The sequence below is a fragment of the Pinibacter aurantiacus genome, assembly GCF_019130065.1.
GTDB classification, from domain to species: domain Bacteria; phylum Bacteroidota; class Bacteroidia; order Chitinophagales; family Chitinophagaceae; genus Pinibacter; species Pinibacter aurantiacus.
On the sequence record NZ_JAHSPG010000001.1, the window covers coordinates 595,739 to 617,073 of the forward strand.

General features: G+C 42.9%; 13 protein-coding genes. 4 read left to right on the forward strand and 9 right to left on the reverse strand.

Annotated features, from left to right (window positions below; translation table 11 throughout):
* Positions 1-230: 230 nt before the first annotated feature.
* The 6 genes from KTO63_RS02165 to KTO63_RS02190 form a co-directional block, all read right to left on the reverse strand.
* Positions 231-1,784, reverse strand: a complete 1,554-nt coding sequence (locus KTO63_RS02165; protein ID WP_217789479.1) for a sialidase family protein — start codon at positions 1,782-1,784, stop codon at positions 231-233.
* Positions 1,785-2,041: 257 nt separating this feature from the next.
* Positions 2,042-3,313, reverse strand: coding sequence for an MFS transporter (locus KTO63_RS02170; RefSeq protein WP_217789480.1), 1,272 nt, complete (start codon positions 3,311-3,313; stop codon positions 2,042-2,044).
* On the reverse strand, positions 3,310-4,464 hold the full coding sequence (locus tag KTO63_RS02175; protein ID WP_217789481.1) for a Kelch repeat-containing protein: 1,155 nt from the start codon (positions 4,462-4,464) through the stop codon (positions 3,310-3,312). Before KTO63_RS02175 ends, KTO63_RS02170 begins: the two co-directional genes overlap by 4 nt.
* A gap of 3 nt (positions 4,465-4,467) precedes the next feature.
* Positions 4,468-5,409 (reverse strand): dihydrodipicolinate synthase family protein, encoded by a 942-nt coding sequence (locus KTO63_RS02180; RefSeq protein ID WP_217789482.1) that lies wholly within the window; start codon positions 5,407-5,409, stop codon positions 4,468-4,470.
* 101 nt (positions 5,410-5,510) lie between these two features.
* Positions 5,511-7,043: a SusD family outer membrane lipoprotein NanU gene (gene nanU, locus KTO63_RS02185; RefSeq protein WP_217789483.1), complete on the reverse strand. Its 1,533-nt coding sequence runs from the start codon at positions 7,041-7,043 to the stop codon at positions 5,511-5,513.
* 21 nt (positions 7,044-7,064) lie between these two features.
* Entirely contained in the window at positions 7,065-10,406 is a 3,342-nt protein-coding gene (locus KTO63_RS02190; RefSeq protein ID WP_217789484.1) for a SusC/RagA family TonB-linked outer membrane protein, read from the reverse strand.
* Positions 10,407-10,752: 346 nt separating this feature from the next.
* Between KTO63_RS02190 and KTO63_RS02195 the strand changes: the two genes are divergently transcribed.
* A complete protein-coding gene (locus KTO63_RS02195) occupies positions 10,753-11,460 on the forward strand; it encodes a FadR/GntR family transcriptional regulator (RefSeq protein ID WP_217789485.1) in 708 nt (235 codons plus the stop codon).
* A 305-nt stretch (positions 11,461-11,765) separates the two neighbouring features.
* Here the strand turns inward: KTO63_RS02195 and KTO63_RS02200 are convergent, their stop codons facing one another.
* Together KTO63_RS02200 and KTO63_RS02205 are read right to left on the reverse strand one after the other, a co-directional pair.
* Positions 11,766-13,190 carry an arylsulfatase gene (locus KTO63_RS02200; protein WP_217789486.1) on the reverse strand — a complete coding sequence of 475 codons (1,425 nt, stop codon included), beginning with the start codon at positions 13,188-13,190 and terminating at the stop codon, positions 11,766-11,768.
* Between the two features lie 77 nt (positions 13,191-13,267).
* Positions 13,268-14,446 carry an MFS transporter gene (locus tag KTO63_RS02205; protein ID WP_217789487.1) on the reverse strand — a complete coding sequence of 393 codons (1,179 nt, stop codon included), beginning with the start codon at positions 14,444-14,446 and terminating at the stop codon, positions 13,268-13,270.
* 414 nt (positions 14,447-14,860) lie between these two features.
* Here KTO63_RS02205 and KTO63_RS02210 point away from each other — a divergent pair, with 414 nt between their 5' ends.
* From KTO63_RS02210 to KTO63_RS02220, 3 genes are all read left to right on the forward strand, one after another.
* Positions 14,861-15,592 carry an outer membrane beta-barrel protein gene (locus KTO63_RS02210; RefSeq protein ID WP_217789488.1) on the forward strand — a complete coding sequence of 244 codons (732 nt, stop codon included), beginning with the start codon at positions 14,861-14,863 and terminating at the stop codon, positions 15,590-15,592.
* Positions 15,593-15,806: 214 nt separating this feature from the next.
* Entirely contained in the window at positions 15,807-16,379 is a 573-nt protein-coding gene (locus KTO63_RS02215; protein WP_217789489.1) for a dihydrofolate reductase family protein, read from the forward strand.
* A gap of 140 nt (positions 16,380-16,519) precedes the next feature.
* Positions 16,520-19,705, forward strand: a complete 3,186-nt coding sequence (locus KTO63_RS02220) for a glycoside hydrolase family 2 TIM barrel-domain containing protein (RefSeq protein WP_217789490.1) — start codon at positions 16,520-16,522, stop codon at positions 19,703-19,705.
* A 246-nt stretch (positions 19,706-19,951) separates the two neighbouring features.
* Here KTO63_RS02220 and KTO63_RS02225 read toward each other — a convergent pair whose 3' ends face one another.
* A complete protein-coding gene (locus tag KTO63_RS02225) occupies positions 19,952-21,112 on the reverse strand; it encodes a glycoside hydrolase family 27 protein (RefSeq protein WP_217789491.1) in 1,161 nt (386 codons plus the stop codon).
* Between the last annotated feature and the right edge of the window lie 223 nt (positions 21,113-21,335).

Below are 21,335 nucleotides of genomic sequence, written 5' to 3' on the forward strand. Positions count from 1 at the left end.
GTGTTGGAATGCAGATCTTAGTTTTGAAACAGCGTCATAATGGAGGCTTCAAGATTTACCACTAAGGCACTAAGGACACTAAGCCTCACTAAGAAATTCACAACAATCGGAGACCCTTAGTGAAACTTAGTGTCCTTAGTGCCTTAGTGGTGAAAAAGTTGGTGCGCGTTTTCAAATATCAATCATGACCAACCATGACAATCATGAAAATCTGCGTTCCTCACTCAAACTTATCTTATCAGATCGCTTACCGGCACTTTTACAAAGTACAAATCTCTAACTCCCTCGTACAAAATCCCAATGGTGTGATCATCGATTTTCGTTAGGCATGAATAGCCGTAGCATTGTCTTTCATCAATCAGCAACTCATTTGCATTGGACCAGGTTTCACCCATGTCCAAACTTGCTTTAATGGTCATGTTATACCGTCCCGATTTTGTTGCAGGATTACTAAAGAATAGAACGTCTTTCATTTTTCCTTTTACCATTACACGGGCTTTGATTAAGCTTCCCATACACACCGGGTCCACCAGTGCGTTGTACGACGATGGGTGTTCGGTCCAGGACTGGCCCATGTTTGCAGAGGTTGCAACACTCCTGTAGTTGCCTCTGTTGTCTCTCATGTTTAACATCAACACACCCGGTGCGGTTTCTATGATCTGACTTTCTGTTGTGTTGGATTTGGGTCCGGCCATTTTTCCTTTCCATGTATTGCCATGGTCATCGCTGTAAACAATGGTGGAGTAAGGTATATTTTTAGCATCCCAGTATTGTGCAGGAAAAACGAGTTTGCCATCATGCATCATAATGCCTTTACCAGGTCCCTGGAAGAAAAGTTTCCACGCAGGATCTTTGATCTGCGCTGTGATGTTCATTGGTTCGCTCCATGTGTTGCCATCGTCAGTGCTTTTTGTCAGCAACCATTGACCCGTTGAATCTGGCGACAACCCACCAATGGAGCCTGCAATAGAATGGTTGCCTTTGCTCCACAATGCAGCCACCCAAATCGTTTTGGTCGTTTCATCAAATAAAATAGAAGGATCGCCCACGCCGCTGTTGTCATTGGGTCCGCCCATTCGCATGATAACTTTCATTGGCTGCCACGAACGTCCGCTGTCCGTGCTGCGGCTCATGCCGAGATCAATATATCCGGGAAGATCGCTGCTGTTGTTGTACCTGACGTCGTAAACGCCAATAAGCGTTCCTTTATTCGTTTGCACCAACCCGGGTATGCGATATGTATTTACGCCGTTATCTCCTGCATTCCTGATAGCAACACCCGTATATTTTGCATTGTTGCCTTTCTGCTGGATCACCGCAATCTTGTTGCCTTTTCCGTCTGTAATTTGCTGGCAACGCAATTCAATTTTCTTGTTGACAGAGGCGTCGTTTTTCAGAACGATACTTAACCAGAGAAACCTTATGCCGGGTTGTAAATCCAAACTCACCGGAATGTTGAACACCGTAGATGTTGGTTGAAAATAGGTGATCAAATTTGTCGTAGAAAACGGCTCTGCACCAGTATTGAAAACATTTATTTTTTCAACGTCTTTAAAATTATTTAATGAGCAATGCAGATTAGTTGATTGAAATGTTTTTCCATCTGGTATCGAAATGGCAAGTCGTAAAACCGGGTTTTCGGCACGTCCTTTCAATACAGGAATGCTGGCACTATGAGCAACAGCCCTTATTCCTGATGCTAATTCACTTTGAGAATAGCACTCAACATTGCACAACAAAAAAACATTCATTACCGGCCATAGAAAAACATTCAATCCTCTCATTCTTTTTTCATTTTCTGCTACTGACGTGTCGCCCCGCTGGGGCTTGGTTGGAGTCTCCGAGTGCTCCTTATAGCCCCAGCGGGGCCACATTTAGTAGCTACGTTATTAAATTATCATGAACCGAATGCCAGTCCGCCGCGGCGGACGACATATTAAATTTCGCGAAGCGAGAAATGTTCTCCTGGTGCCGCGGTCCGTGTCTTCACGAACAATGGCACTGGCTTCGATAAGCTCAGCCTGACAGCGCAACCTGAATGTCAGGCTGAGCTTGCCGAAGCCTTTGGACGCAGAAAATAAAGCAACCCTACAACTGCTATTGCAACTATGCCACTTAACATCGCAAAACTTTTTCCCAGGTTGCCTGCATCCGTTGATTTTCCAAGTATATCAGTAATAAAGGCCCCAGCAAAAACACCGGCCATATTCATCAGGCCATATCCCGTTGCTCTGTATTTAACAGGGATGAACTGGCAAAGTATCGGCATATTGTTCGCATCGAATATTCCATATCCGAAACCAAAACAAAATGCCGCTGCTATCACATTAAAAAGTGAGTGACCAAAACCAATCAGCAACAATGCGGGCACTGTTAACGACAACCCTATTGCACTTGTGTAAATTCTTCCCTTGATATTTTTCTGCACCCAGCGATCAGATAAGATGCCACCAAACAACACTCCGAGCAGTGAAGAGGCTGCTATAGTAATCGTTGAGATGGGGCCTGCTGTTGCCATGTCAATTTTCAAATCTGTTGCAAACAATGTAGGCAACCAGTTCTTAATGCCCCATCCCGGCAAAGACGAAATGGCAAAATAGCAAACGATGATCCAAAACGAAATATTAGAACATACTGCTTTAAGCCCTTCGAATGTTGGCGTCTTTTCACTTCTGTTGTTATGTAACTCTGTTGCGTTCCTTTTCTCTTTCAAAAAAAGAATCAACAGCAATGAATAAACAACTCCTACCAATCCAAACCAATGAAAAGTTTTATGCCAGGAAAAGTTCGCAGCAACGGTGGCTCCAAATCCACCAAGCGCCTGCCCCATGTATAAACCGGTCATGTGAATGCCCACGGCGAGTGAACGGGTTTTATCACTATGGTAATCTGCGATGAGCGAAAGACCTGCAGGTATATACAACGCTTCACTAACGCCCATTACAGCACGGAGCCAGTATAACTGATTAAAATTATTGGCATAGCCCATTGCATACGTAACACCGCTCCACACAAAAAGACTTGCAACGATCAGCCATTTGCGGTTGGCCCTGTCTCCTACGATGCCTGCTATGGGACTCATCAATCCGTATATCCACAGGAAGATGCCCATCAGATGCCCAAAGTTGGTGGCCGATTGCAACTCCGCTATATCCAATTGAATAAACGGCCTCATCGTTGACAGCATTTGCCTATCCATATAGTTAAGCAATGCCACTACCCAAAGCAAAGCAACTACAACCCAGGGATAATAAGACTTTGCGGCGATCGGAGCGCTCGTATATGTAAGCGATTGTTTTCCCTGAATGTTCATTTATAAAAAATTTTAGCCGAAATAATTTGCGACGTGCGAACGCCTGCCTTTATTTCCCCACCGGGAATAATGATAAGGTCGTCCCATTTTACAGCGGTTGTTGTAACAGGCGATTCATATGGAATGTACTTTATTATCGTCCACTGATCTTTCAGGGTATTGTACTTAAGAACAGCTTTGCTAAAACCGGGGTGATTGGATTGAACATACGCTTTCTCTTTTATTAGCAAAGCCTTTTTGTCTTCATCTTTTTCAGTTGCTATTGCAGCTATCAGCTTTTCGGTCCTGTGAAAAGTTTCTCCGTTGTCTCCTCCAAAGAGAAAAATGTTATCGTCCTCAAAAGCAACTCCCGTACCTGCTGAAAGCGGAGAAGGCAGTGCACTCTTCTCTTTCCACTTACGTTGTTTAAAATCGAATTGAAAAGTAGACGCATATAAATCGCTGATGCTGCCAATATTTCTTTTCCGTCCGCCTATGACATAAATGCAATCATTTTTTCCATTGTGCTGAACAACCATCACTGCGTGAGAAATGGGTTTTGGAAATGAAGGCAGTTGTTGCCATGCCTGTATCGTCTTGTTTAAATCCAACAGCAAAAATGTTTTGGAAACAGCATCGACCGTTTCTCCACCAACAAGGTACACTTTATCATTGTTCACTGTAATTGCTGCATTCGTTACGGCATGTGGGAGATCTGGCAAATTGATCACTTGAAGATTTTGATCATGGTCATCCCACTGTATCAAAAATACTTTGTTGCTAATGCCTTCGTCGTTTTCTCCGCCAGCAACCAAGAGTCCCTTGCCTGTTGAGACACAAGCCGCATACGCGAGTGAAAAAGGAAGTTTATGAGATTGAAAAAGAACCAGAGAATCCTTGTTATCTTTTTTAAAAACATAAAGATCATCATAGTATTTCTTTTTCCCACCATTCCACGGCATATCACCCGGGAAGTTGGCCCCGCCGCCTACAAGCAATACATTATTGTTTACGCCAACAACGGGGCCAGCAAAACCTAACAACTTTCCATTTGAGGCAGGTAACTGCCCGCTTACATTCCAGCTTATAGATTCCACTTTATTTTTTTGCGCCGACAGATCAGCTGTTACGAAAAGTGACGATGCTACTATGCAAAAAGGTATGTACTTCATATGTCAGGCTTCAATCGAAGGCGATATTTGAGAACAAAAACTACCAAAATTTAATTGTTCCACCTCATTTTTAAATGCATGAAATTGTTCTGCGCTCATATTTCTTACCGGCAAACGGAAGGTTCCGCAATCCAGGCCCATCACTTTCATATATGCTTTCCCTGTCGCTATCCCACCATATTTTCCAAGCAGGCGAATCATATCAATAGACTTTTGCTGAAGCTTGCGGGCAATTTCAATGCTTCCATTTTCATATTCGTTCATCATTCTATAATATAACGGTGCCGCATAGTTGAAAGTACTCCCTACTGCGCCCTTCGCTCCTAAAGCCAGCGCTGCCAGCATGTTTTCATCTCTTCCCCACAACATATCATACTTTTCATTTTTGTAGTGTAAACAGGAAAGAAAATCCATGAAATCTTCGTGCGTATATTTTACACCTGCAAAGTTTGGTATATAGCCGTCCACCGCCTGCAACAAATCAAACATTGCAAAATCCACGCGGGTCAACACAGGGATATGATAGTAGTAAAATGGCATGTCCGGTACCTCATCTGCTATCGCTTTGCAACACTCGGCAAGCTGTTTAACATCAGCGGGTTTAAAATAAAATGGTGCAGTAAAGGAAACTGCGTACAGTCCTATTTCCCTGGCGTGCCTTGCCAATATTTTACAGTCGGCAATGCTTGTTCCTCCCAGCAGGGTCATTACTTTAAAATCAGGGTTTGACCGGGAACAACTCGCCCATGCTTCTGCCACTGCCATCTTTTCGGCTGTTGTCATGGAAACACCTTCGCCGGTAGATCCGCAGATAAATGCGCCGGTAACACCGTTGGCAATCAGCATTTCGTAATAACGGGGAATGAGGGATAGGTTCAACGAACCATCTTCTTTCATAGGTGTGAAGGGAGCTGCGATAAGTCCTTTAAGTTTCTGTATGCTCATAACTCAATTTATTTTCTAAGGTTTAAAAAAACCAGGAGCAGGATTACTCCCGGCACCATTGCTTATTTGAGAAAAACTATTTCGATGTCAGTATGATTGATTTAGAATTGTGCATAACCGGGAGTCTGTGTTAGGGCCCTGTTATTCGTAAGCGTGTTCCTGTCAACCGGCCAGAGCACTTTGTATGAATCTGCCGGAAGGATGTTGGTATACTTGTACACGTAGGCATTTGACGCATCCATTCTGCGCAGATCATACCATCGTTTGCCTTCAAAGACAAATTCAAAATAACGCTCCTGCAAAATCGACTCTTTAGCATCGGCATCAACTGACTGGTTAGGATATCCCATCGTGGTTGCATTGTAGTTCGTGCCATATGCTCTTTGTCTTACAGCGTTAATTTCTGTTGCAGGACTCTCACCAAGAATTACTTTTGCTTCTGCCAACATCAACAGCAAATCAGCATAACGGTACACCGGAAAATCATTGGTATACTGCCTGGCCCCTGACAATTGTTCCCCCTGGTATTTCCCAACAAAAGCACCAGCTATTTTATACGAGCCGCCGCTTAAATTATATGCCGCTACAATAGAGGCCCATTTGCGACTATCCAAATCACTGAACTTTCTGAAAGTGGAAATCATGATCGGCGCTCTCAACAAACCTCCCCAGTTATCGGTAGTAACGTTGAACTTGCGATTGCCCACAGAATCATAATAGTTTACGATCAGACTTGTTTGCGGAAAGAATGTACCAGCGAACGGCAGTTGAGCTTCGTTTAGCTTGTTACGGATTGCGAAGATCATTTCTGCATTTCCATAATTAGCAGATGCAAATACATTAGCAAAAGAAGGCAACAATGCTAGTCCCGCAACATTTGCCTGTATATCTGTCAGAACATTTTTCGCGGTGGTTGCATCAGCTGTTCCGCCTCCTCTGTAGCTTGTCCACAAATTTATTTCTGCTTTCAACATCAACGTTGCTGCCTTTGACCAATATCCTTTTTGATTTCTGAAGCTATAGTCCGTTCCGAAAGCAGCAAGAGACTTTTCAACATCATCTTTTACCAGTGCTAAGACATCCGCTTCAGGAGAAGCTGCTTTAGCGAGATTGGCAATATCAAAAGAAGTGGTTGGCTCTGTTTGAATAACAGCTTTGCCCCAGCTTCTGTAAATGTGAAAATAAGAATATGCCCTCATGCCATAAGCAATGCCGAGATAGTAATTCTTATTGGCTTGCGTAACAATGTTTGTTGTATTCAACTTATCTATCAACAAATTCAGCTGGGCAATGTTGGCGTAAAAGCCGCCATAGTTAGACACACCGGGATTATCCAGATCGAGATTATTTGTCCATAGTCTCTCAACACCTTGCGTTGCCTCACCTGTAAATGTGGAACTTGAACCCGGATCTGTACCAAAAATATCAGCCCTCATTTCACCTAAGTATTGAATCTGTCCTGTGCTGCTTCTGAGCCTGGTATGCAAACCTGAAACAAATGCATCTACCTGGTCGGGCGTTTGCCAATAGTTGGCGTCACTTATACTGCTCACCGGAGCAAGGTCCAGCTTCTTTGAACAAGAGCTTGCAGCAACGACTGCACAAAACCCAAGAACTATATTTATCTTTCTCATACTGTCAACAATTAGTTTGTTTTAAAATGTTATCTGTGCACCTACCATAAAGCTTTTAGGTGTAGGATAGGTTCCCTGGTAAATTCCATTTATGGCACCTGTGCCTGGATCAATTGGTGGCTCAGGTGAAGGCCCGCTGAACTTGGTTATATAAAACAGATTGTTTGCACTTACATAGATTCTTGCCTGAGACAGGACCTTTGTTTTGGAAAGCAATGATTTGGAGAGGTCATACGACAGTGTTATCTCCCTTGCTGCCAGGTAATCTCCCTTCTCATAAAATCTCGAGTTGTTGCTGTTTAATGTGGCTGACGCATTATTTATCCTTGTATAATTCTTTTTACCGAGCGGTGCTGCCACCTGATCCGCATAGTAAACTTTAGGGATATCTGTGTTTGTATTAGTAGGTGACCATGCATTCTTTTGCCAGTCTATATAGTTGAATGTACCCTGGTATTGGCCCAATGTTCTTGCTACGAGGTCATTGTATATAGTATGACCTAAAGCAAATTCAAAACGGGTGTATAAAGTGAAGCCCTTATAGCTGAAGTTTGCAGAAAAGCCTCCTGTCCATTTCGGGAAAATGTTACCTACATAAACCTGGTCCCTTGAATCAATCGTATCATTCTGATCCACATCCATCCAGTTAACGTCTCCCGGCGCTATTTTACCTGTACCGAAGTCCACACCCGGTCCGCTGATCTGAGCAACAACATCTCTCCTGTTGCCAGCGAGTTTTAAAATCTCCGCATCATCTCTGAAAATTGAAACCTGCTTGAATGCATAAATAGCACCCAGCGGTTGTCCTTCCTGCAATCCGGAAACCCACACAAGTTGTTTTGCATTAGGATCATAAATCTGAATCAGGCTTGCTGCGCCTGCGCCGTTTTGCCTGTTGTTAGGCTGCCCGTTATATGGCAGTTGCAGAATTTTATTTTTAACGTAACTCGCATTTGCGCTCACATCTATCCTTAAGCCATTAGGATTGTTAAGCACGTTTGCATTGACCGTAAATTCATATCCTTTGTTTTGGTAAGTACCTAAATTCGTTCTTACTGAACTGAAACCGGTATAACCGGGAAGTGCAAGATTGGTTAACAGATCACTCGTCCTTCTATCGTAATAGTCGAAAACGAAAGATACCCTGTCGTGGAAAAGACCAATATCTGCACCCACATCAGTTGTTTTACTTTTTTCCCATTGCAGATCAGCATTTACTACGCCTGTATTTAAGAACCCTGCGTTGTTATTGTATAAGCCTACACTGCCGTAAGTGCCTTGTACTTCATACCTGCCCAGTCCCGCTATATTTCCGTTCTGTCCATAACTGATACGCGGTTTAAGTGTAGAGACCACATTGCTTATGCCTGAATTGCGGAAGAACTTTTCATTTTGCACGTTCCATCCTGCAGAAACACCTGGGAAAAATCCATTTCTATTGTCTTTCGCAAGGCTTGACGCCGCATCCATTCTAAAAGAACCATTGACAAGAAAACGCTGGTCAAATACGTAGCCCACACGACCAAGCGTAGAGATCATTCTGTATTCGGAAACAGTAGAATAATTATTCCCCGCCGTGAAAGTAGTGGAAGCATTCACTGTGCGGATATCATCTGTAGGCGCATTGGTTCCATACACCTGCGTAACTAAGTCTTTTATACCATAGTATTCAGCACCAACCATTGCGCTCAATCGATGTTTTCGTGCAAATATTTTATCATAGTTCAGATTAGCGGTGAACTGCTTTTGAAAGGACCTTGAATTATAAGCAATTGAAGTTCTTGCCGTGTTGCTATATGAAGGGGGATTGGAAAAAACATTTGTATAGGTTTGGGTTGCACGCTGAAAACTCTGGTCAATTTGCTCAGCCAGGTAAGCTGAACCCGTAGCTTTCAAATAGAGACCGGGAAGAAGGTCCCATTTAACTGAAGCATTTGCTGTTATTCTGTTCACCTCATCGCTCCTGTCTTGCTTACTTAGCCAATACAAAGGATTGCCATCGTTCACGCCATTGCCAGGGTTTGGTTTGGTTTTAGCAGAATCCAGCCATGGGTTCATGGTTGGCCATATGCTTAAGTTCCTGTAAAGATTGTTTACCTCAGAACCGTTAACACCCAACTGCGACGACGTTGATAAATTCACACCTGTTGATACTTCTATGTTAGGCTTTACTTTATAAGAACCATTCAACACGCCTGAATAGCGTTTATAACTTGAACCGACAATTACGCCGGGTTCGTTGTAATAATCAAAACTGGCGAAATACTTGCCTTTATCGTTACCACCTGCAACATTCACGTAATGATCTTGTGTGTACGTATTTCTAAAAACAAGGTTCTCAATCTCGCCACCGTGATCCTTGAAAATAATTGTTCCACCATAAGGATCACCTACTGTATCCCAGCCTTTAGAAAACAAATCGTTCATAGAGGCATCGTACTTCCTGATGTCGAAAATAGCAAGATCAGCAGCACCTGTGCCAGTGGTCACACCACCAACGCCTGCAGGCAAGCCATAGCCTCTTGATGTATTTACCTGGCTAAGTGTTCTGCCCGAATTAAAATTGCCCAGCCTGTTGTAATAAATATAATCATGCGCATTTAAGTAAGAATATCCTTTTCTTCGTTGGTTGTACCCACCGGTAAACTTATACGAAATCTGCGCAACGCCTGCCTTTCCCTGCCTTGTAGTAATTAGGATAACGCCATTGTTTGCGCGTGCCCCGTAAATGGATGTGGCAGCAGCATCTTTCAACAGCTCAATTGAAGCGATATCTTCTGAGGCGATATCGTTATACGAACGAATGATACCGTCTATCACCACAAGCGGAGATCCGGGATTATTGATGGAAGCGCCTCCTCTTAACAATATCAACGGAGAAGCACCCGGCTGGCCCGTAGCATTTACCACCTGCAGCCCGGATATGGTTCCCTGCAATGCACTTCCAACGTTCGCACGCGGTGCATTTTCCAGAACCTTACTATCCAGTTTTGCAATGGCACTGGTAATGTTTCTGCGGTTTTGTGTTCCATAGCCTACCACAACCACCTCACTCATTTTATCGGTCGCTGTGGCCATGACCAAATTCAGCCTGGATTCTGTGCCAACGGTCACTTCAAGTACCTGGTAGCCTGTGTAAGAACACACGAGAACATCTTTTGCATTTGCTGCGATATTAAAATCGCCGTTTGCGTCAGTGATCGTTCCCCGTTTTGTTCCTTTAACTAAGATATTAACACCATCAAGCGGTTTGTTCGATTCGGATGCAAGAATGCGGCCCGAAATTTTTGCTTGAGAAAAGCCAACTATGGCAGATAGGAAAAAGGAAATAAACATTCCAATTCGCAGCCAGGCAAGTTTCATAAAAGCAGTTTTTGGTTTTAGTATTATGTATGACATAATAAAGTTAGAGAGTTTTTTAGATACCAACCAAAAAAATGTTTAGATATTTTCGGTAAGGGGTATTTTGTAGCTACAACGGTTAGGGAACCGAAATCCGCAGAGACGCATTGAATTCGTCTCAGCAATCCCATCGTATTGCAACAAAAAATGCTCGGTGCTACACTTTTACACGTACCTATTTCAGGTGCAGGGAGTCGCGTTCAACGCGTCTCTACAGACCTTATCGAAAATTATGTTTGACTTAATAAAATCTTACATATTATCTTTGGCCGTACGTTTAATATGTACTAATAATTAAAGAATAAAAGTGAAGGAAGTTTTTAAATCAATAGATACGCAATCACTGGTTGACAAGGTGGAAGACAGCCTGATTGCCTTGTTACATCAGCGAAAACTAAAAGTAGGCGATAGTATTCCGAAAGAACTCGAACTCGCTGCTGCGCTTGGTGTAAGCCGGACAGTTGTGCGCGAAGCATTGATGAGGCTAAGGATGATGGGCTTGATCGACACGAAGAAAAAGAAAGGCGCGGTTATCACGAGTCCGGACATCTTTGGCAACCTGGCAAAAAGCCTAAATCCATATATTTTAAGTGATGACACTTTAAAGGAAATCTTTGAAATACGGTTGGTGCTGGAAGTAGGAATGGCAGATCTTTTATTCAGCCACGTTACAGATGCTGATATTAAGGAACTCAAGGAGATTGTAAAAAACGAACCACTCTCCGCCAAACACCGCATGTTTGAAGCTTCATACGAAATAGCATTTCATGGAAAATTGTACCAGATCACAAAAAATGAAACACTTAAGAAATTCCAGGGACTGTTATTACCAATTTTTGATTTCGTAGAGAAGAGTTCAATCTTTAAACCCATTGCTGGCGCACAAAAATTCACCTCACACAAACAACTCATCACCATTCTTGAGAAAGGCACACCCGAAGAATTCAGAAACGGTATGCGCAGCCATCTCGAAAATCACTTTGCAAGGTTGAGGCTAAATAAAGGAGGGAAATAGTTTCCTGATATCAAAAGCCAAAATTAAAAAGTCAAAAGTCAAAAATGCGGACTCCCGTTTTGATTTTTGACTTTCTAATTTTGTTGATGTTCATTACAAGTAGCGAAAGACCGTTTGTCATCCCGACGAAGGAGGGATCTGGGTAATTATTCAAGCAGCTTGTTGGTGTGAAACCCAGATCCCTCCTTCGTCGGGATGACAAACAACATTCTTTTTATTTTTCAAACAGCTCCCAAACAAAAAGAAATTCAAAAGCCAAAACGGGAATCCGCATTTTTAACTTTTTAATTTTTACTTTTTACTTTTTACTTCTCGTCCGCAAACGGAAACACATCCGACTTGCGGTGCGCTTCATCCATCAACCGGATTGCTTTTTCTACAACGTCTTTATGCTGCGCGGCTACATCACTCTTCTCTCCTCTATCGTTATCGAGATCGTACAACTCTATTGTAGTTTTTGCAGGATCATCAACATTCAAACGAATGCATTTCCATTGATCAATTCGTACAGCCTGTCTTCCTCCACTTTCATGGAATTCCCAGTACAAATAATCATGTGCTTTTTGTTTTTTGCCGGTCATGGAAGGAAGAAATGAAATGCCATCAATGGATGCAGGAACTGGTTTGTCTACTATTTGCGCTAAAGTAGGCAACACATCCCAGAAGCCGCCAGCATAATTATTGGTTGTACCGGCCTTTACTTTACCGGGCCATTTTACAATAAATGGTTCGCGAATACCGCCTTCATACAGATCTCTTTTTTCGCCCCGCAAACCGCCTCCACCATTGAAGAACTTCGAATCAGCGCCTCCTTCGAAATGCGGGCCGTTATCACTAGTGAATATGATCAGCGTATTATCATCAAGTCCAAGCGCTTTCAGTTTATTCATCACTTGTCCCACATACATGTCAAGCCTGGTAACCATTGCAGCAAACGTAGCGTGTGGAATTTGCTGAGATGCATAGCCTGCAGTGTTTGCCTTGCTTCCGTAATCGTCGCCATGGTAAGGCTTTTCCGGAAACTTGCCCTTATACATTTTCAATAAACTATCATCTGGCGCGAGTAATTCCGCATGAGGCAAATTATAGGTGAGGAAAAGCATGAAAGGCGTTGCCTTATTATCATCAATAAACTGCAAGGCTTTCTGCTGAATAAGTTCCGGCGCATAAGTAACTGGTTTGAGCAGGTGGTCATTGCCTTCAAGATCTATTCTTGTTGAATTGTCCCAAAGGTGCGTGGGATAATAACGATGTGCTTCTCTTTGGCAATTGTATCCGTAGAATTTATCAATGCCCTGTTTCATTGGATCGCCTTCGCTGCCGGGGAAACCCAGTCCCCATTTACCAAACAATCCTGTGGTGTAGCCGGCGCTCTTCATCAGTTCCGCAATGGTTAATGTAGAATCAGGAATAGGAACCTGTCCCTCTGGCATCACTTCTTTGTTGCCGCGAATGGGCGTGTGACCAGTGTGCTGCCCCGTCATCAGCGATGAGCGCGAGGGTGCACATACAGATGTACCCGCATAGAACTGCGTGTACTTCATTCCCTCTTTGGCCAGCGCGTTCAGGTTGGGCGTTTGAATTAATTTTTGTCCGTAGGACTGTATATCGCCATACCCAAGATCATCTGCTAAAATGAAGACGATATTGGGCTTGCGGTTTTGCTGACCGACTACCAGCTGCATAGAAAATATTGCGAGAGCGGATAAGCATATTGATCGTTTAAACATGGTGTCTTGTTTTTCTAAACGTGACGAAGATATGGTTATCTGCAAATACGTTTTAGAAAAAACAAAAAACACTTTTCTTATCTCAAAGAATATTCGAGTTGTTCTTTTTTGGTAGAAAATCTAATTGAATATACGATGCAGATCAGCAAGCCACACAAGGTCATGTACACGCCAACGAGCGACGGATAGTTATACGCATAGCCATGTTTAAGAGGAATGCCGCCAAAGTATGCACCGGCTGAATTCGCCATGTTAAAGGCGGCTTGCATAAAAGCAGCTGCCATCATTTGTGACCGGGGCGCCGCTTTCATGATCATAATGTTCAGCGGTGCTGAAGTGGACATGGAAAGTCCACCACAAATAAAAGTTAGCACCAGCGCAACCAGTGTATTGGCGCTGAAGAAAAATACCAGCAATAGCACGATCATCATCGAAGCCAGTAGCACGATTGTTGCCCTTGTGGCGCCAATGCGATCGCTCAGCATGCCGCCCACTACATTGCCCACCACCATGCCTCCACCCGCAAGCACCATTACCCAGGCCATGTTTGCAGCACTAATGCCGGATACTACAGTCATTAGCGGTGTAATATAACTGAACCAGGTGAAGAGCCCGCCGAAACCTATTGCAGTGATGGCAAGTACAAACCACACCTGACTGCTTTTAATAAACTGCATTTCCTCTCTGAAATTTTTGTCTTTGTTTTCCTGGATGTCCGGCAGCATACTGGAAATAAAAGCAAGCGTGACTGTTCCAATTAACGTAACCACCGCGAAGTACCAACGCCAGTGAAAAGTATGCCCGATATAAGTAACAAGCGGAACCATCAGCAGGTTTGCAAGAGTGAGCCCTGTAAACATCATGGAGATATAGCGGGCTTCTTTTCCTTTGCCTCCAATGCGCGAAGCAACCACTGCGCCTATACCAAAGAATGCTCCGTGAGGCAGTCCCGCAAGGAATCTTACCAGAAGCATAGAGCTGTATCCCGGTGCAACAATGGATAACCCATTGAACAGGGTAAACAAAATGGTAAGAAAGATCAGCGTTTTCTTTGGAGGTTGTTTAAGAAAAATACCCGTTAGCAGCGGCGCACCTACAACTACGCCAAGTGCGTACGCGGAGATGAGCATACCGGCCTGCGGAATAGTCGCATGAAGAGATGCAGCCATGTCTGGCAATAATCCCATAATAGTAAACTCTGTTGTTCCAATGGCCAAACCGCCCAGGGCTAAGGGCAAAACTCTTCTGTCGATCATATGAAAAATTTAGCGGCAGCCTGCTCTAATTCACACGCTGCAAATTGATTTATTTAAAATGCTTTTTCATATAACCAGGCAAAAGTTGTTATCATTTCTACATTCTTGAATAAGCGCCTGAGGTTCCTGAAACGTTTTCTATTGTTCATTTCAATCCTGGAAACTTATCAAACCGGCAAGACAATATAGATGCGAGACCTTGTGAGGACAACAAATATACCGATTTTGAGAACTTCAGCACTCGACGACTTCAATTTGCACCGAAGACTCTGCTTAAAAAACCAATAGCACTTATCTCCTTCTACCCGCTTTGTTTGACGTTCTGCATCTTTCGCCTTTTGATTCTCTTGAATAATTTGTATGTTCACTTTGCAATGTGTACAGGACTGACCGGAAAAACAAAATAGCACTACAATGAAAATCAAGGCAATAATTTTTATTACATGCATGTTGACATTTAGTACAATTGCAAAATCACAAGTAATTCTCTCTCTTTTGTTTGGAGATAAACTCAACTCTGAGAAATTATCATTTGGCTTATTGGTGGGTAATTCGTGGGCCCATTTATCTGACTACAAGACATCTTCATCACTATCGAATCTTAATTTGGGGCTATACTTAACGCTGAGAATGAATGAGCGTTTTTTCCTGCAATTTGATGCCATGGCAAAATATAGATTAGGTGCCAAAGGCCTGCCTGTGTATCAATTGCATGACGAGGCCCTGGACACCTTGTTTGCTTCAGGAAATGTGGGAAGGCAAATCAATTACCTGGGACTTGTCACCACCGCGCAATACCGGGTGTTCAACTATATCAACGTTGAACTCGGCCCTCAGATCATTTTGCGGACGAAGGTCAAAGATGTATTTTATACAGACCGGAATGATGGCACGTTAAAATTTGAAAAGGACATTTCAGGTTCGGCCACTCGTTTTGATATAGGTGCAATGACTGGCATCTCCTACCAAATAAAAGGCAACGGCATTAAGATTGGCGTCCGTTATTACTTTGGTTTTATTGACATCTTTCCGCAAGACCCCGGCTCCAATACCAACCGTTCTTTTCAGCTAGCCGGTTTCATTCCTGTCGGAAGAAAAAAAGCATTGGCGAAGAAACAACAATCAATCAATGCACCAATAAATTGAGAGGCAGACACAAACAAAACAGCCATTAAAAAATAGCGCCTACGGTTATTTCCGAAGTAATTGGTGTCAAAAACACTCTTCTTCGGCTTATCGTTCACATTCTTTGATCCCAATAAAGCTTCAAGCCAATTTGATTGCCGTTATTGCGCAATAATTTTTGATCTTTATTGCGAAAAGACATCCTCCTATTAGCAACAATAAAAAATTGAACCATATGCGAAAAATAATTTCATTCATGCACATATCGCTTGACGGTTTTGTAGCAGGCCCCAACGGCGAAATGAACTGGATCAAAGTTGATGAAGAGATCTTTGACCATGTAGGAAAGCGCATAAGCGAAACCGATGCTGCATTATACGGTCGCTCAACTTACCAGATGATGGAAAATTACTGGCCCACTGCAGGAGACAAGCCAGGAGCGAGCAAGCATGATGTTGAACACTCAAAATGGTATAACAAAGCCCACAAAATTGTTCTGTCAAAAACAACGAAAGCCGAAGGCTTAATGAACACAACAATCATTAGCGACAACCTGGCGGAAAGAATAAATGAAATAAAACAACAGGCAGGCAAAGAGATCTTGCTTTTTGGTAGCCCCACAGCAACACACGCTCTTATTCAACTGAACTTAATTGACGGATACTGGCTATTTGTTAATCCGGTTATACTTGGACAAGGCATTCCATTGTTTGAAAATATCAAAGACAAAATAAAGCTAAGCCTGTTGAATACGCGACCATTTACCAGTGGTGTAACAGAACTGAATTACGTCGTAGACAGACAATAAAAACAACACTGTTTGTTAACCCGTTCGAGAAATCAAAAGCATGTTGCTTGTCATCCCGAGGAACGAGGGATCTGGGTCTGACATTAATATGCTGTCTTAACACAAAACATCTTAATCCTGTACTTAAAAAAAGTATAAACATGTCCGTTGTATCAAGGTTTCTATGCATCATTTTATTCAGCGCACTAAGTGTTACAGTAAGCACTACAGATGTGTTGGCACAGGCGCCTCCGCCAACATTAAGACCAGGAATAGATTATCCTGCAGAACTTGAAAATCCTGAATGTTTAGGCATTAACAAAGAACCCTGGCATGCTACATTAATGCCTTACGCGAACTTGCAGGAGGCGCTAAAAGCCAATCGCAGAGCTTCTTCATACGCCCTAAGTTTAAATGGCAACTGGAAATTTAACTGGGTGCCAAGCCCGGAAAAAAGACCGGTCGATTTTTATAAACCGGGTTTTGACGTTTCCCAATGGAAAGAAATTCCTGTTCCTTCAAACTGGGAAGTGCATGGCTATGGTACTCCCTTCTACCGCAACATGGGTTATACCATTCAAAGGGATTATCCAAGAGTAATGACTGAACCCGATAAAAAGTACACAGCTTATATAGAACGCAATCCGGTTGGCAGTTACAGGCGCGACTTCGTGGTTCCTCAAAATTGGAACGGCCGGCGCATCTTCATCACATTTGATGGTGTAGACTGCGCTTTCTTTATTTGGGTAAATGGCGAAAAAGTTGGCTACAGTGTGAACAGCCGCAATGCTGCTGACTTTGACCTGACGAAGTATGTAAAGCCGGGCAAAAACACATTGGCCGTTGAAGTGTACCAATACAGTTCCGGCACCTGGCTCGAGGACCAGGATATGTGGCGCCTGCATGGCATTTTTCGCAACGTAACGCTGTGGAGTTCACCACAGGTACACATCCGCGATTTTTTTGTAAAACAAGACCTGGACAATAACTATAAAAACGCAACGGTTGAAGTAGTGACAAAGGTTAAAAACTTTGGAGATGCCGGCAGCAAGGCACAAACTTTCACCGCAACACTATACAATGCAAGCGGAAAAGAAGTTGCCAAAGGCAGCGTTGCAGGAAAGCAATTGAATGCAAAAGAGGAACAACAACTATCGATCAAATTTTCGGTAAACAATCCGGCTAAGTGGACCGCTGAAACGCCTGCGTTGTACACCGTTGTTTTAACGGGAACAGGTGGCGAAATACTTTCTTCTAAAGTTGGGTTTAGAAAAATAGAAATCAAAGGAAGAATTTTTACAGTGAACGGAGTGCCCATTAAATTAAAAGGCGTTAACCGCCATGAGCATTGGTCAGACGTGGGGCATGCGATTACGGAAGAACAAATGATCAGAGATTTGCAGGTTATCAAGCAGGGCAACTGTAATCATATACGCACCTGCCATTACTCTGACGATCCGCGTTGGTATGAATTGTGTGACGAATGGGGCATTTGGCTGGTAGCAGAAGCGAATGTGGAATCGCATGGCTACGATGGAAAATTCGATGAAGAGCCAACCATCAAATCGGCGATTATCGATCGCAATGTTGCGAATGTTGAGAATTTTAAAAATCATCCTTCCGTTATCATCTGGTCGCTCGGAAATGAATGTGGCGGCGTGGGTTCTAACTTCGTGGAAGCGATGCATACAATCAAGAAAATTGATTCCAGCCGTCCCGTACACTATGAACGTTTTGGTGTAGGCGCAAAGAATCCTGCAGATCTTGATGGTAGAATGTATGGCACTCCCGATGCCTTTACTGCCGTTGCAAAAAACAAAGAGTTAACGAAGCCATTTTACATTTGTGAGTTTGCCCACGCTATGTTTAACTCTATGGGCTCATTGTCTGAATACTCAGAAGAATTTGATAAAAATCCGGAGATCGTTGGCGGAGCGATTTGGGAATTTCAGGACCAGGCATTATGGAACAAAAGAAATCCGGCGCATCCTATACTGGCGTATGGCGGCGGCTTTGGCGAATTTCCAAACAATGACTATTTCATTCACAAAGGTGTGATTTCTTATGACAGGGCAACAACCGGCACGCATGTAAAACCACATTATCCTGAAGTGAAAAAAGCATTTCAGTGGATCAGCACAACGATGATAGACACGGCATCTGGAACCATCGCCATTAAAAACAAATACCAGTTTATTTCGCTGGATGGATTTGCGGCAAGATGGCAACTAACTGAAAATGGACAAGTAATCAGTAGCGGAAATCTGCTGCTGCCTCAGGTTGCTCCTTTTGGCGAAACAAAAATTACTGTTCCATATAAAACAACATTTAAACCAAAAGCAAGCGCAGCATATTTCCTGCGCGTTTCTTATGTTCAAAAAAATAAAACCTTGTGGGCAGACAAATATTTTGAAGTAGCGTCCGAACAATTCGAACTACCTGCAACCGAAGCTCCGGCTGTAGACTACGTTGCAAAAAATGTTTCACTAACAAAAACCGACAGTTCAATAATAGTGGAAGGAACGGGCTTCATGATAACATTTGACAAACGCACAGGAGCTTTAAGTCAGATAACAAGAGGTACTGAAAAATTGCTTGCCCCCGATGGTTACTCTAAACTCATTTTGTGGAGAACACCTCACCGCAATGATGATAACTGGGCCTTTGATGCATGGAAGAAATTTGGCTTGAACGATTTGAAATTTTCTTTGGTTGGTATTAAAACGGAAACAGTTAGTACCGCTTCTGTAAGAATTACATCCACCGTAAAAGCAGAAGGCAAGGAAGGCTTTGTGGCGTATCATACTGCCGCTTACCTGGTTGATGGCCGCGGCGTGGTAAACGTTGATAACAACGTTCAATTCGAAGGTCCAAGAATTAACCTTGCCCGAATTGGTGTGAGATTTTTATTCAATAAGCAACTGGATCGTCTGAACTACTTTGGTCGTGGCCCATGGGAAAATTATGCTGACCGCAAAACATCCGCAGATGTCGGAAAATATTTCATCAAGGTAGACGATCAATACGAATATGAAAAGCCGATGGAACATGGCAACCGCGAAGATGTTCGCTGGGCGAAACTGGAGGGCATCGGTCTGGCTCCTTTAATGGTGAAGGCTGATGAACATCTGATGCAGATCTCAGCACTACCATATACTGACGAACAAATGTTTCCGGTTGAATATAAAATTGATTTACCGGCAAGCACATCAACGGCATTTACCATCTCCACGAAAACACTTGGTGTAGGCTCCAGAAGTTGTGGACCAAAACCGCTGGAGAAATACCTTGTTTGGAGCGACAGCACCAATTTCTCTTATACGCTTGAATTATTTTCAACGAAATAGAAGGCTGTTAAAACTGGCGGCCTTAATAAAAAGTAAAAGAGCAATGAAAATTGCTCTTTTACTTTTTAAGCATGTAATGCCGTTTAGTTAAGGTGTTTGAAGAATTAAAAGAATGTTACTTGTCATCCAGAGGAACGAGGGATCTGGGTCTCACGCTTGCATACTGTTCGTGCGGCTCTCAGATCCCTCGTTCCTCGGGATGACAAGCAGCCTTTCTTTCCTGGTTATACTGCGCCAAAGGCTTCCCTAGTACAGCTTGAGCACCACAATGCCATGTTTCGCAATAGTGAAGCTTTTATTGCTGTCAACTTTGCCCAATTCTTTATGAAGCCATAAATCCCTCACTTTATAGCGAGTGGTTATTCCAAGTTTAGCAAGATCAAGTTCATATGTTTTAGCATCTCCGGCGCGGTTCAGGATGGCCAACGCTTTTTGATTTCCTTTACCCAACTGCTTAACCCAAACTTCCACATCTCCATCTTTAATAATTCTTTGAGCCTGTGCAAAGCCTTTGTCCTGGTTCAACGCAATAACCTCTTTGTTTGTAAGTACCTCCAGTGTTTCCTTCGTCATGTTGCGCAGGTCGTTGCCTGCCAGCAGCGGTGAATTGAGCATGCACCACATGGAAAAATGACTTTTGTCTTCATCGTAACTCATGCCCTGCCCTACTTGCAGCATGTCCATGTCGTTGTAATGTCCGGCGGAAGAATAACGGTACAATTCAGCATTTAAATCGATAATACCAAGAATAGATTTAAAGTTTTCACTGATGTCTCCGGATATTCTCCATGAGTCTGCTTTCTTAATGGCCCATTCACCGGGAAACCGCCAGCGACAAACATTGAAAACAATATCAGCATTGATTGTCCTTACGGTATCGATAATTTTGAGGTATTCGGTTGCTTCATCAAGATGTTGCTTTTCTCCTCCGCACCAATCCACCTTTAAAAAATCAAAACCCCAGTCTTTAAAAAACAACTTGCAATCATTTGACCAATGACCATAAATGCCAGCGCCAACACCAAGAGAATCCTTGTCCCAAATTGAGCCACAGGTATTCATTCCGGCATCGGTGTATATGCCAGCTTTTAAACCCTTTCCATGTATATAATCAGCCAGCGCCTTCATTCCGGATGGAAATTTAGATTTATTTATAAGGAGGTTGCCATTGGCATCCCTCCCGCCAAAATAACCGTCATCTATGTTTATGAAGCGATATCCCGCGTCATACATTCCGGATGTCACCAATGCATCAGCTTGTTCGCGGATCATTTTTTCGTCAATGTTCACACGAAAATGGTTCCAGCTGCTCCATCCCATAATGGGCGGCTTTGGTTTTTGGGCATATAAAAACTTCGATGTGGTCAATAACAAAAGAGTAGTAACAAGAACAATAATCTTCTTCATTTTAGTTGGTGCTTTTTGATCAATTCCTTTGATAATATTACTTAATTGTTTTGATGTGATAGAAAACTGTACAATGAACGAAAGCATTTGCAGTTAAGATAACTTAGGAACCTAAAATATTTTGAGTATATTGAGAGAGTAAAGCCCAAAACCTTTTCCTGCGCTCATAGTTGACATTACCAGCTAAGCTATAGCTGGAGCAAACCTCTCGAAGCTTCAATCT